Origin of the sequence: Caballeronia glebae (genome assembly GCF_001545035.1) — a bacterium.
Taxonomy (GTDB): Bacteria; Pseudomonadota; Gammaproteobacteria; order Burkholderiales; family Burkholderiaceae; genus Caballeronia; species Caballeronia glebae.
The window spans coordinates 1-13,159 of the sequence record NZ_FCOJ02000071.1; the positions used below are offsets into that span (position 1 = coordinate 1).

Here is a 13,159-nt window from a genome sequence, read left to right on the forward strand (position 1 = left end):
GCGGATCGCGGCACAGGGCGCGTATCACATCGTCGTCGTGCCGCTGCTCGTCGAGTCCGGCGAATGGGCGAGCCGCGTGTCGCGCGTGCTGGTGGTGGATTGTCCCGTCGAGACGCAGATCGAGCGCGTCATGCGGCGCAACGGCTTCATGCGCGAACAGGTGCTTGCGATCATCGCGAAGCAGGCGTCCCGCGAAGCGCGGCTGGCGGCGGCCGACGACATCGTGGTCAACGACGAAGCCGCCACGCTCGATGCGCTCGCGCAGCAGGTGGACACGCTGCACGCGCGTTACCTTGCGCTTGCGTCCGCATGACGCGACGTGATCGCCTGAGTTAGCGAAATCGCCGAAAAGTTCCCGATTTGCGTTGAAACAGGCAGGTCGGCACGTGAAATTGACCCGATTTGCTAGGGTGAGGATGCGGCATTAGAATGTGCTCACTTCCGCTCATGGAAGCAACCGACCCACGCCGAGGCGAGCGCGCTTGATCCTTTACGAGTATCCCTTCAACGAGCGAATCCGGACGCTGCTGCGCCTCGAAGACCTGTTCGAGCGTTTTACGTTCTTTCTGACTCAGGAAGACGCGCGAGAACATCACGTCGCGCTCACGACGCTCTTTGAGATCGCGGAAGTCGCCGGCCGCACGGACCTCAAGGCCGACCTCATGAAGGAACTGGAACGGCAGCGACAGACGCTCGCGCCGTTTCGCGGCAACCCGGGCATCGAACAGGAAGCGCTCGAAGCCGTGCTCGGAGAAATCGAGCAGACGCTTGCCGGGCTCACCGAAATGCACGGCAAGACCGGTCAGCATCTCGCCGACAACGAGTGGCTCGCCAGCATCCGCAGCCGCACGATCATTCCCGGCGGAACGTGCAAGTTCGATCTGCCCTCGTATTACGCCTGGCAGCAGTTGCCGGCCGAAGAACGCCGCCAGGACATCGCGAAGTGGGTCATGCCGATGCTCGCATTGCGCGACGCGGCCGCCATCGTGTTGCGGCTCGCGCGCGAATCCGGTCAGGCATCGAAAGTCATGGCGATGCAAGGCAGCTACCAGCAGATGTTGTCCGGCCGCACATATCAGCTGATGCAGGTGCGCGTTTCACCGGACACGCGCGTGATTCCGGAAGCGAGCGCGAACAAATACATGCTGTGGGTGCGCTTCACCGTGCAGGACGGCGATCTGAAACCGCGCGCCGTCGATGTCGACGTGCCCTTTCATCTGACGCTTTGCAGCCTTTGAATTGGGAGCGGTTCGGCCGCATGTGGTCAAATACCGTCCATAACCCGCTCAATTCGTAATCGTCATGACCACTGTCGTCAAATGCCCGACCTGCGGCAAGGATGTCCGCTGGGTTCCCGAAAACCGCTTTCGCCCGTTCTGCTCCGAGCGCTGCAGGCAGATCGATCTCGGCGCGTGGGCGGCCGAAAAGTACAAGATCGCGGGTAATTCACAGGAAACGCCGCCGGACGAAGACAATCACGGCGGCCTCAACTGAGCGCGGTTATTCGCGCTCTTCCTCTTCGAGCCATTCGAGAATCGGAATGGCCGCCGGCAGAAGCGGCGCGACTTCCACGGGAAGCGTCTGCCAGGCGATCGCCTGACCTTCACGACCGAGCGGCGTGCCCTTCCACTCCGTCACCTTGCAGAAGAACAGGCGCACATACGCGTGCGGATAATCATGTTCGAGCGTGCGCCAAAGCTGACACGCGGTGACGTCGATGCCAAGTTCCTCGTGCAATTCGCGCCCGAGCGCCGCCTCGATACTCTCGCCCGCCTCAAGCTTGCCGCCCGGAAATTCCCAGTAACCTTCATACGGTTTGCCTGCGGGCCGCTGCGCAAGCAGATAACGCCCGTCGTGCTGCACCATCACGCCGACGGCCACTTCCGTCACCTTGCGGCCATCGGGCGCGATGTCCGGCTTCGTATCGGTCATTGCTTGCGTCCCGACCAGTCGCGCGCGAATTGCCATGCCACGCGGCCCGAGCGCGATCCGCGTTCGAGCGCCCAGACGAGCGCATCGCCGCGAGCGCTTTCGACTTCGGCGTCGTCGCAGCCGAAGTGCTTCAGCCAGTGCCCGACGATCGACAGATAGTCGTCCTGCTTGAACGGATAGAAGCTGACCCACAAGCCGAAGCGCTCGGACAGCGAGATCTTTTCCTCGACCACTTCGCCGGGGTGAATCTCGCCATCGGACGTGTGCTTGTACGTCTCGTTGTCGCTCATGTATTCGGGCAACAGATGGCGGCGGTTCGACGTCGCGTAGATCAGCACGTTGTCCGATTGCGCGGCGACCGAGCCATCGAGCGCGACTTTCAGCGCCTTGTAACCCGACTCGCCTTCCTCGAAGGAAAGATCGTCGCAGAAGACGATGAAGCGCTCGGGCCGCGTCGCGATCAGATCGACGATATCGCCGAGATCGTGCAAATCGTCCTTATCGACTTCGATGAGGCGCAAGCCGTCCTTCGAATACGCGTTCAGGCACGCCTTGATCAGCGACGACTTGCCCGTGCCGCGAGCGCCTGTAAGCAGCACGTTGTTCGCGGGCAGCATGTTCACGAACTGCTGCGTGTTCTGCTGAATCAGGGCTTTTTGACGATCGATGTTCTGAAGGTCGTCGAGCGAAATCTGCGAGATTGCCGGAACGGGCTGCAGGAAACCGCGCCCCTGACGCTTGCGCCAGCGAAACGCCACCGCGGATGCCCAGTCGATATCCGGCGCCGCGGGCGGCAACATGCCTTCGATGCGCGCCAGCACCGCCTCGGCGCGCGTGAGAAATTGTTCGAGCTTGTCCATGTTCTTGTCGATGCGCGCTGCTCTTACGAGCGATAGTCGGCGTTGATGCTCACGTACTCGTGCGAGAGGTCGCAGGTCCAGATCGTCGCTTCTGCGTTGCCGCGTCCGAGCCGCACGCGAATCGCGATCTCGCCCTTCTTCATCACGCGCTGGCCGTCTTCTTCCTTGTACTCGGGATTGCGTCCGCCGGCCTTCGCGACCAGCACGTCGTCGAGATAAAGATCGATCTTGCCGACATCGAGATCCGTCACGCCCGCATAACCGATCGCCGCGAGAATGCGGCCGAGGTTGGGATCGGACGCGTAGAACGCGGTCTTCACGAGCGGCGAGTGGCCGATCGCGTAGCCGATCTGGCGGCATTCCGCCGCGTCCTTGCCGCCTTCCACCGTGATCGTCATGAACTTGGTCGCGCCTTCGCCGTCGCGCACGATGAGCTGCGCGAGTTCCTGCGCGACTCCGGTCACCGCGTCGCGCAGTGCGGCGTAGGCGGGCGAATCGGCGGACGTGATCGCGGGCAGCGACGACTTGCCGGACGCGATCAGGATGAACGAATCGTTGGTCGACGTATCGCCGTCGATCGTGATGCAGTTGAACGAGCGATCCGCGACGTGCTTCACGAGCTGGTCCAGCACCGGTTGCGCGACGTTCACATCGAACGCGAGGAAGCCGAGCATCGTCGCCATGTTCGGCTTGATCATGCCCGCGCCCTTGCTGATGCCCGACAGCGTGACGACGTGACCGTCGATCGTCACCTGGCGCGACGCCGCCTTCGGCAACGTGTCGGTCGTCATGATGGCCTGGGCGGCGTCAAACCAGTGCGCGGCCTGTTGATTCGCGAGCGCAGCCGGCAGACCCGCCTTCAGACGATCGACCGGCAGCGGCTCCAGAATCACGCCGGTCGAGAACGGCAGGATCTGCTGCGCGTCGAGACCCGCGAGGCGCGCGAGTTCCGCGCAGGTTTCGCGGGCGTGCGCCATGCCCGGCTCGCCCGTGCCCGCGTTCGCGTTACCCGTGTTCACGACGAGCGCGCGAATGCCCTTGCCGCCCTTGCTCACCGCCGCGAGATTTTCGCGGCACACCGTGACGGGCGCGGCGCAGAAACGATTCTGCGTGAAGACGCCCGCGACGCTCGCGCCTTCGTCCACGCGAATGACGAGCACGTCCTTGCGATTGGGCTTGCGGATGTTCGCCTCGGCGTAACCGAGCGTGACGCCCGCGACGGGATGAAGCGCTGCGGGATCGATCGAGGGGAAGTTGACGGCCATGTTCGCGTCTCAGCTGTGGGTGACGAGTGTCGGCTCATCGAACCGGCACTTGATGGAAGACTGACGCCGGTCAGCGGAATCGAACCGGCGCCGTGAATGTTGGATGCTGCAAAGACAAACGACGCATCGCTGCGTCGCTTGGATCTGGTCATCGGCCGATTACGCCAGCTTGCCGTGACAGTTCTTGTACTTCTTGCCGCTGCCGCATGGGCACGGATCGTTGCGGCCGACCTTCGGCACGTCGTCCGAGGGATGCGTCGCCACGCTGATGTCGTCGCCGGCGCCCATCGCCTGGCTCACCATCTGCGCGGTGGCGCTCGCCGCCGCCGCTGCGGGCGTCGGCTCCGCGGCCGGCGCGTTGAAGTCCGCGTGCGTGAACGACACGTTCTCCAGATGGCTGCCCTTCTCTTCGTACTGCTCGGCGGCCTCTTCGAGCTGTTCCGGCGACTGGATCTGCACGTTCATGACCACGCGCGTGACTTCCTGCTTCACTGCGTCGAGCATTGCGGCGAAGAGTTCGAACGCCTCGCGCTTGTATTCCTGCTTCGGGTTCTTCTGCGCATAACCGCGCAGATGGATGCCCTGACGCAAGTGATCAAGCGCGGCGAGGTGCTCGCGCCAGCGGCTGTCGAGCGTCTGCAGCATGATCGAGCGCTCGAACGCGCTGAACGAATCGCGGCCGACCATCGCGACCTTCGCTTCGTACCCTTCGTCGGCGGCGGCCAGCACGGCTTCGCAGATTTCCTCGGCGTCGATCGAATTCGACTCGTTGATCATCTCCTGGACGGCGAGATCGAGCGACCATTCGTTGCGCAGCACTTCTTCCAGTTCCGGCGCTTCCCACTGCTCCTCGATGCTGCCCGCCGGCACGAACGTGCGCACCAGGTCGCCGATCACGCTCTGACGCATCGCGGCGATGGTTTCCTGCACGTCGTTCGCTTCGAGCAGTTCGTTGCGCTGCTGGTAGATCACCTTGCGCTGATCGTTGGAGACGTCGTCGTATTCGAGCAGTTGCTTGCGAATGTCGAAGTTGCGCGCCTCGACCTTGCGTTGCGCGCCTTCGATCGAGCGCGTGACCATGCCCGCTTCGATCGGCTCGCCTTCCGGCATCTTCAGGCGATCCATGATCGCGCGCACGCGGTCGCCCGCGAAAATGCGCAGAAGCGGATCGTCCAGCGACAAATAGAAGCGCGACGAGCCCGGATCGCCCTGACGGCCCGCACGGCCGCGCAACTGGTTGTCGATACGGCGGGACTCGTGACGCTCGGTGCCGATGATGTGCAGTCCGCCCGCCGCCTTCACGTGATCGTGCAGCGCCTGCCATTCGTCGTGCAGTTTCTGGATGCGCGCGGCTTTCTCGTGCTCCGGAATCGACAGATCGGCTTCGATGAACGACGCCTGCTTCTCGACGTTGCCGCCGAGCACGATGTCCGTTCCACGGCCGGCCATGTTCGTCGCGATCGTGACGGCGCTCGGACGGCCCGCTTCGGCGACGATTGCCGCTTCGCGCGCGTGCTGCTTCGCGTTGAGCACTTCGTGCTTCACCCTCGCTTGCCCGAGCAGGCCGGACAGCAGTTCGGAAGCTTCGATCGACGTCGTGCCGACGAGCGTCGGCTGACCGCGCTCGACGCAATCGCGGATGTCGCGAATCACAGCGTCGTAACGTTCCTTCGACGTCTTGTAGATCTGGTCCTGCTTGTCGACACGCTTCGGCGGACGGTTGGTCGGAATCACGACCGTTTCGAGGCCGTAGATTTCGTTGAATTCGTAAGCTTCGGTGTCGGCCGTGCCGGTCATGCCGGACAGCTTCGAATACATGCGGAAATAGTTCTGCAGCGTGATCGACGCGAGCGTCTGGTTCTCGGCCTGAATCTGGACGTGTTCCTTCGCTTCGACCGCCTGATGCAGACCGTCCGACCAGCGGCGGCCGGTCATCATGCGGCCCGTGAACTCGTCGACGATCACGACTTCGCCGTCTTGCACCACGTAATGCTGATCGCGCAGGAAAAGCGTATGCGCGCGCAACGCGGCATAGATGTGATGCATCAGCGTGATGTTCTGCGGCGCGTAAAGGCTTTCGCCTTCGCCGATCAGACCCCACTCGGCGAGCAGACGCTCGGCCTTCTCGTGGCCCGATTCCGTCAGGAACACCTGACGCGCTTTTTCGTCGAGCGTGTAGTCGCCCGGCTTTTCGACGCCCGTGCCGTCCGCCTTTTCCTCGCCGATCTGCTGTTCGAGCAGCGGCGGCAGCGCGTTCATGCGCACGTAGAGATCGGTGTGATCTTCCGCCTGACCGGAGATGATGAGCGGCGTACGCGCCTCGTCGATGAGGATCGAGTCCACTTCGTCGACGATCGCGAAATTGAGCGGCCGCTGCACGCGCGCGTCGGTCTCGTAGACCATGTTGTCGCGCAGATAGTCAAAGCCGAACTCGTTGTTCGTGCCGTAGGTGATGTCCGCCGCGTACGCTTCATGCTTCTGCGAGTGCTGCATCTGCGACAGATTCACGCCGCACGACAGACCGAGGAAGTTGTAGAGGCGCGCCATCCATTCGGCATCGCGCTGGGCGAGGTAATCGTTCACCGTCACGACGTGCACGCCGCGGCCCGACAGCGCGTTCAGATACGCCGCGAGCGTCGCGACGAGCGTCTTGCCCTCGCCGGTGCGCATTTCGGCGATCTTGCCGTAGTGCAGGACCATGCCGCCGATGAGCTGCACGTCGAAGTGGCGCATCTTGAGGACGCGCTTGCTCGCCTCGCGACAGACGGCGAACGCTTCGGGCAGGATCACGTCGAGCGATTCGCCGCCCGCGACACGCTGGCGGAACTCATCGGTCTTGGCGCGCAGCTGGTCGTCCGAATACTTCTCGACGGCCGGCTCAAGGGCATTGATTGCCACAACGGTCTTTTGATACTGCTTGACCAACCGCTGATTGCGGCTGCCAAAAATCTTCTGAAGGAAACCGGTCGTCATCGGATCAGTGTCTGCGTCGCGGCTTCGGACGGCCACAGCACCACGCTGCGTCCGGGCTCGGAGAACCTCGGCGACTTAAGTCCATAAGGTGAATTTCGAATCGGGAATTTTAGCACGCGAGTTTGACAGACCTTGCGTCGGCGTGCCCGCGCGTGCGTAGACGGAACGCGACAGTCAACGGGTTGAAAGCTTGCGCGAAACCCGCCTCCCAGACGGCTGTCTGCCAAAAAACAGTGACTTGCCTCGCGTACAATCGAACCGTTCCGTCGGCCATACGCGTAGGTAAAAATGAGTCGCCTTTCTACGAATTCAAGGTTGGGGTTCGATCCGCGCCGGCCGCAAGCCGTCGCCGACGTGCTCGATCGCACCGATGCGTTCCGCGCGCTGCGCGTGGGCGTCGAACAAGTGGCGGCGCTGCAACGCGACTTGGCCTCGCTTCTGCCCGATTATCTGGCGTCGAATGTGGAACCGGGATTCATCAAGGATGGCGTGCTCGCCCTCTTCGCCGCGCACAACGCGCTGGCGGCGCGGCTGCGGCATATCGAGCCGCGCCTGCTGGCGGACCTGCAACAGCGCGGCTGGGCCGTGAACGCGCTGAAAATCCGTGTCCGTCCGCAGCCCATGAAAGAATCCGCGCCGCCGAAGCAGGCGCGCATGTCGGCGGCGGGCGCATCGGCGCTGCAGGAATTGGCCGAGACGCTGGAGCCGTCCCCGCTTCAGGAAGCGCTCGCACGAATGGCGTCGCGACATCAGGCGCGCGGGCAAAAAAAATGAGCGGCGCTTTCGCTGCCGCTCATCACTAGTTTTCCGAGTTCCTGCTTTACATCAGGCGAACGCTGTCTGCGTGTCGAAACTGAAACCCCGCGGCGCCGTTTTCGTATCTTCGAACGTGACGATTTCGTAAGCGTCTTCGGTCGCGAGCAATTCGCGCAGGAGCATGTTGTTCATCGCGTGGCCGCCCTTGTACGCCTTGTAGGAAGCCAGCAGCGGATGGCCGACCACGTACAGGTCGCCGATCGCGTCGAGCATCTTGTGCTTCACGAACTCGTCGTCGTAGCGCAGGCCGTCGTTGTTGAGGATGCGGTACTCGTCGAGCACGATCGCGTTGTCCATGCTGCCGCCGCGCGCGAGGCCCAGTTCACGCATCATCTCGACTTCGTGTGCGAAGCCGAACGTGCGGGCACGCGCAATCTCGCGCACATACGACGTGGTCGCGAAATCCACTTCCAGCGCCTGACCGGTCTTGTCGACGGCCGGATGGCGGAAATCGATGGTAAAGCTCAGCTTGAAACCGAAGTACGGTTCGAGACGCGCGAACTTGTCGCCGTCGCGCACCTCGACGGGCTTCGTCACCTTGATGAACTGCTTCGGCGCGTTCTGCTCTTCGATACCCGCCGATTGAATCAGAAACACGAACGATGCCGCGCTGCCGTCCATGATGGGGATTTCCTCGGCGGTCACGTCGACATACAAATTGTCAATGCCAAGGCCCGCGCACGCCGACATCAAGTGCTCGATGGTCGAAACGCGCGCGCCGTCCTTCTGCAGAACGGACGCGAGACGCGTGTCGCCGATCGACATCGCGGACGCGGGAATATCGACCGGCTCGGGCAGGTCGATACGCGAAAAGACGATGCCCGTGCCGATGGGCGCGGGTCGCAGGGTCAAGTTCACCTTGCGACCGGAATGGAGCCCGATCCCCACGGTTTTGACGACGGTCTTGATTGTTCGCTGCTTCAACATGATGTTCTTTCCGATTTATGTTCCCCATAGAGGAAATCAATCGTGCGTTAAATTCTAATAGGGCGAATTATACTCCATTCGTCGCGCGCCGTCCTGATCCAGGTGGTATCAACTGTTTCCCTGTGTTACGTCGCGGCGGCCAATCGTGAAGTAGAACGGGCCGATGCCCGGAATGGAGGCGTTTCCGGTCATCGGCCCCAAATTGCGGCTCAGTGCGAGGGCGCGTCGAGCGTTGCGCGCGGGCAACGCGGCGCCGCTGCACTCAGCGCAACGCCGCCAGGATGCTTCGAGCGTCGCTGACTTCGAACTTGCCGGGCGCTTCGATATTCAGCGTCTTGACCACGCCGTCGTCGATCACCATCGCGTAGCGCTGGGAACGAATTCCCATGCCACGCTCGGACAAATCCTGATCCAGTCCGAGTGCCTGAGTGAAACGCGCACTGCCGTCCGCGATCATCTTCACCTTGCCCGCGGTTTGAAGATCGCGTCCCCACGCGCTCATGACGAACGCGTCGTTGACGGAAACGCACCAGACTTCGTCGATCCCGGCAGCGGACAACTCCGCCGCCGCTTCGACGTAGCCGGGCACGTGTTTAGCGGAGCACGTCGGCGTGAACGCGCCCGGCAATCCGAAGATCACCACGTGTTTGCCTGCGCACCGCTCGCGCACCGGGAACGCATTCGGTCCCACGGCGCAGCCCTCGGTCGCCTCGTCGATAAACTCGAAGAGACGCACGTCGGGCAACGTTTCACCCACTTTGATCATGCTCGGTCCTTCCCTCGTCAGTGCTCGCGGACATCCTCGCGATTGCATCGTCCCGCGATCTTGCCGTTCGTCATGCGGCAACTTCGGCTTCAATCTGCCTTCCCAGGCGTTGGGGGCAAATTCGTGGGGGTCGGCTGGCCACGGCCCGGCGTCCATTTTGCATCAGGACGCGGCCTTGGACAGTCGCCCCACGCGAAGCCTGCATCGTCCGCTTCGGACGTTCAGCGCCTGCACGCGGTGAGCTGCATCGTCATAGCTAATTCAGCAGCAAATGACGTGCGCTTCGCTCAGTCCGCCTGCTTGCGCAGGAACGCCGGAATGTCGTACGTATCGACGCCCTTTTCCTGCAGCGCCTGCACATGCGATGCCGCCGTTTCACGCGTCGAGCGCCATACTGCCGGCGTTTCGAGCTGACCGTAGTCCGTCGTCGACTGACCGTGCTGCGAACCGTACGTGTTGTGCGAAGCCTGATGACCGTGCGAGATCGGCTGGTTGTCGGTGCCCGTGCGCAGGAGCGTCATCGGCGCTTGCTGCTGCTTCTTCGCCGCGCGGCCCAGACCCGTTGCCACCACCGTCACGCGCAGTGCGTCGCCCATCGCGTCGTCGTACACCGCGCCGAAGATCACCGTTGCATCGTCAGCCGCGTAGGACTTGATCGTGTTCATGACTTCGCGCGTTTCCGACAGACGCAGCGAACGGCTCGACGTGATGTTCACCAGCACGCCACGCGCACCCGACAAATCTACGCCTTCCAGGAGCGGGCTCGCGACAGCCTGTTCCGCGGCGAGACGCGCGCGATCGACGCCGGCGACAGTCGCCGTGCCCATCATCGCCTTGCCTTGCTCGCCCATCACCGTCTTCACGTCTTCGAAGTCGACGTTCACGAGGCCATCGACATTGATTATTTCGGCGATACCTGCGACAGCGTTGTTCAGCACGTCGTCCGCGCACTGGAAGCACTTGTCCATCTCGGCGTCATCGCCCATCACCTCGAACAGCTTGTCGTTGAGCACGACGATCAGCGAGTCGACGTGATCCTCCAGTTGCTGCGAGCCGGCTTCCGCGACGCGCATGCGGCGGCCGCCTTCGAACTCGAACGGCTTGCTCACGACGCCAACGGTGAGAATGCCCATTTCCTTGGCGATCTGCGCGACCACCGGCGCCGCGCCCGTGCCCGTGCCGCCGCCCATGCCCGCGGTGATGAACACCATGTGCGCGCCGCGCAGCGCATCGGCGATACGCTCGCGCGCGTCTTCCGCCGCTTCCTTGCCCTTTTCCGGTTTCGCGCCCGCGCCGAGACCCGACATACCCAGTTGCAGCACCGCCGACGCACGCGAACGAGCGAGCGCTTGCGCGTCCGTGTTCATCACGATGAAGTCGACGCCCTGCACGCCGCGGTTGATCATGTGCTGAACCGCGTTGCCGCCAGCACCACCAACGCCCACGACCTTAATAATCGTCCCGTTGGTTTCCGTTTCCAGCATTTCGAAATCCATGTTGCCTCCGTCAAGAATGAAAATCGGCGTTATTCGGCGAGAGATCGGGCAACCCCTCGTCGCGCACCAGCCGCCGGTACCAGCGCGTATTCTTTTTGTTGCTTGTTGCTTAAAAGTTCCCGAGGAACCAGTCCTTCATCCGCGAGAACACTTGTCCCATCGAGCCGCTCTGCACCGCGACCTTGCGGCCGCGCATGCGTTGCGAGCGTCCTTCGGCGAGCAGGCCCATTGCGGTCGAGTAGCGCGGATTGCGCACGACATCGGCGAGACCGCCCGCGTATTCCGGCACGCCGATGCGCACCGGCTTCAGGAAGATGTCTTCACCGAGCTCGACCATGCCGGGCATCATCGCCGCGCCGCCGGTCAGCACGACGCCGCTCGACAGCAATTCTTCATAACCCGACTCGCGCACGACCTGCTGCACCAGCGAGAACAACTCTTCGACACGCGGCTCGACCACCGCCGCCAGCGCCTGCCGCGACAGCGTGCGCGGACCGCGTTCGCCGAGACCCGGCACTTCGATCATTTCGTCCGGATCGGCGAGCGCCTGCTTCGCGATGCCGTAGCTCACCTTGATGTCTTCCGCGTCGGGCGTCGGCGTGCGCAGCGCCATCGCGACGTCGCTCGTGATCTGATCGCCCGCGATCGGGATCACGGCCGTGTGACGGATCGCGCCTTCGCTGAAGATGGCGATGTCCGTCGTGCCGCCGCCGATATCGACAAGCACCACGCCCAGCTCCTTCTCGTCCTCGGTCAGCACCGCCAGCGACGAGGCGAGCGGTTGCAAAATGAGGTCGTTCACTTCGAGCCCGCAACGGCGCACGCACTTCACGATGTTCTGTGCCGCGCTCACCGCGCCCGTCACGATGTGCACCTTCACTTCGAGGCGGATGCCGCTCATGCCGATCGGCTCGCGCACATCTTCCTGCCCGTCGATGATGAATTCCTGCGTCAGGATGTGCAGCACCTGCTGATCGGTCGGAATGTTGATCGCCTTGGCCGTCTCGATCACGCGCGCGACGTCCGTCTGCGTGACTTCCTTGTCCTTGATCGCGACCATGCCGCTCGAATTGAAGCTGCGGATATGGCTGCCCGCAATTCCGGTGAATACGTTCGTGATCTTGCAATCCGCCATCAGTTCGGCTTCTTCGAGCGCGCGCTGGATGGATTGCACCGTGGCCTCGATATTGACCACGACGCCCTTCTTCAACCCCTTCGAGTCGCTCTGACCGAGTCCGATCACCTCGTAGTGGCCTTCGCCCTTAAGTTCGGCGACGATCGCGACCACCTTCGACGTTCCGATGTCGAGGGAAACCAGCAGGTCTTTGTAGTCTTTGCTCATAGCGTGCTCATTGCCCGTGATGTCTGCTTACTTCTTGGCCTTGTCGGTATCGTTGATGAAGCGCATGTTCGCGGCTCGTATGGCAAAGCCGTTCGGGTACCGCAAATCCGCATATTCAATGTCCTTCCCCCAACGCCCCGTGACGGACGACCACGACGCGACGAAACGCTTGCAACGGTCGTTCAGCGTGTCCTGGTTACGCTCGCGGCCGAGTTCGACTTGCGTGCCGTTCGAAAGCTTGACTGTCCACGCGAAGCGCGGCGACAGCGTGACTTCTTCGGGCTTCGCGTCGATCGGCGCGAACCACTTTTGAAAATCGTGATACCGCGCGACCACTTCCTTCGCCGTGCCCTCGGGACCATCGAACGCGGGAAGGTCATCGTCGAGCTCGCCCTGGTTCGCGGTGAAGAGATCGCCGTCGACGCTCACCAGTTGATCGTTGCCCCACGTGCCGAGCGGCTTGAATTCCTCCAGCGTCACCGCGAGCGCGTTCGGCCACACGCGCCGCACGCTCGCGTGGCGCACCCACGGCACCTGCTCGAACGCCGCGCGCGCCGCATCCAGATCGACGGTGAAGTAATTGCCCTTCAAACGACCGACCACGCTCGCCCGCACGACCGGCGAACTGACGTGCGTCGTGTCTCCATCGATCTGAATTTCGCGCAGGCGAAACTCGGGACGCTGGATCGCCCAGTACCCCGCGGCGGCCAGAAGCAGCAGCACGAGCACGACGTGCAGCGCATTGGCGGCGAGGTTGAGTTGGCGAACGTTGTTCCACATGG

Annotated in this window: 13 protein-coding genes; 4 read left to right on the forward strand and 9 right to left on the reverse strand. The window is 62.9% G+C overall.

The features are described from left to right. From AWB82_RS31590 to yacG, 3 genes are all read left to right on the forward strand, one after another. A partial coding sequence (locus AWB82_RS31590) for a dephospho-CoA kinase (protein ID WP_143756945.1) occupies nucleotides 1–313 on the forward strand: 313 nt, incomplete at its 5' end. Between the two features lie 169 nt (nucleotides 314–482). Then, nucleotides 483–1,238, forward strand: a complete 756-nt coding sequence (zapD, locus tag AWB82_RS31595) for a cell division protein ZapD (protein ID WP_086973233.1) — start codon at nucleotides 483–485, stop codon at nucleotides 1,236–1,238. Nucleotides 1,239–1,302: 64 nt separating this feature from the next. After that, nucleotides 1,303–1,494, forward strand: coding sequence for a DNA gyrase inhibitor YacG (gene yacG, locus AWB82_RS31600; RefSeq protein WP_086973234.1), 192 nt, complete (start codon nucleotides 1,303–1,305; stop codon nucleotides 1,492–1,494). 6 nt (nucleotides 1,495–1,500) lie between these two features. Here the strand turns inward: yacG and AWB82_RS31605 are convergent, their stop codons facing one another. From AWB82_RS31605 to secA, 4 genes are all read right to left on the reverse strand, one after another. After that, complete coding sequence (locus tag AWB82_RS31605; protein WP_086973235.1) at nucleotides 1,501–1,932, reverse strand: NUDIX domain-containing protein; 432 nt, start codon at nucleotides 1,930–1,932, stop codon at nucleotides 1,501–1,503. Then, nucleotides 1,929–2,792, reverse strand: a complete 864-nt coding sequence (locus tag AWB82_RS31610; RefSeq protein ID WP_086973236.1) for an ATP-binding protein — start codon at nucleotides 2,790–2,792, stop codon at nucleotides 1,929–1,931. The genes AWB82_RS31605 and AWB82_RS31610 overlap by 4 nt, the downstream gene beginning before the upstream one ends. Before the next feature lie 23 nt (nucleotides 2,793–2,815). Further along, complete coding sequence (argJ, locus tag AWB82_RS31615) at nucleotides 2,816–4,057, reverse strand: bifunctional glutamate N-acetyltransferase/amino-acid acetyltransferase ArgJ (RefSeq protein WP_086973237.1); 1,242 nt, start codon at nucleotides 4,055–4,057, stop codon at nucleotides 2,816–2,818. A gap of 159 nt (nucleotides 4,058–4,216) precedes the next feature. Further along, complete coding sequence (gene secA, locus AWB82_RS31620) at nucleotides 4,217–7,030, reverse strand: preprotein translocase subunit SecA (protein WP_086973238.1); 2,814 nt, start codon at nucleotides 7,028–7,030, stop codon at nucleotides 4,217–4,219. 288 nt (nucleotides 7,031–7,318) lie between these two features. Here secA and AWB82_RS31625 point away from each other — a divergent pair, with 288 nt between their 5' ends. Continuing rightward, nucleotides 7,319–7,804 (forward strand): DUF721 domain-containing protein, encoded by a 486-nt coding sequence (locus AWB82_RS31625; protein ID WP_086973239.1) that lies wholly within the window; start codon nucleotides 7,319–7,321, stop codon nucleotides 7,802–7,804. Nucleotides 7,805–7,855: 51 nt separating this feature from the next. On the opposite strand, the gene lpxC is transcribed toward AWB82_RS31625, so the two are convergent. The 5 genes from lpxC to AWB82_RS31650 form a co-directional block, all read right to left on the reverse strand. Further along, the gene (gene lpxC / locus AWB82_RS31630; protein ID WP_086973240.1) at nucleotides 7,856–8,773 is read right to left on the reverse strand and encodes a UDP-3-O-acyl-N-acetylglucosamine deacetylase; all 918 of its coding nucleotides are present in this window, start codon (nucleotides 8,771–8,773) and stop codon (nucleotides 7,856–7,858) included. 262 nt (nucleotides 8,774–9,035) lie between these two features. Further along, nucleotides 9,036–9,539 carry a peroxiredoxin gene (locus AWB82_RS31635; protein WP_086973241.1) on the reverse strand — a complete coding sequence of 168 codons (504 nt, stop codon included), beginning with the start codon at nucleotides 9,537–9,539 and terminating at the stop codon, nucleotides 9,036–9,038. Between the two features lie 287 nt (nucleotides 9,540–9,826). Then, a complete protein-coding gene (ftsZ, locus tag AWB82_RS31640) occupies nucleotides 9,827–11,035 on the reverse strand; it encodes a cell division protein FtsZ (RefSeq protein WP_086973242.1) in 1,209 nt (402 codons plus the stop codon). A 109-nt stretch (nucleotides 11,036–11,144) separates the two neighbouring features. Further along, nucleotides 11,145–12,377, reverse strand: coding sequence for a cell division protein FtsA (ftsA, locus tag AWB82_RS31645; RefSeq protein ID WP_086973243.1), 1,233 nt, complete (start codon nucleotides 12,375–12,377; stop codon nucleotides 11,145–11,147). A gap of 27 nt (nucleotides 12,378–12,404) precedes the next feature. After that, on the reverse strand, nucleotides 12,405–13,157 hold the full coding sequence (locus AWB82_RS31650) for a cell division protein FtsQ/DivIB (RefSeq protein WP_086973244.1): 753 nt from the start codon (nucleotides 13,155–13,157) through the stop codon (nucleotides 12,405–12,407). Nucleotides 13,158–13,159 lie beyond the last annotated feature (2 nt).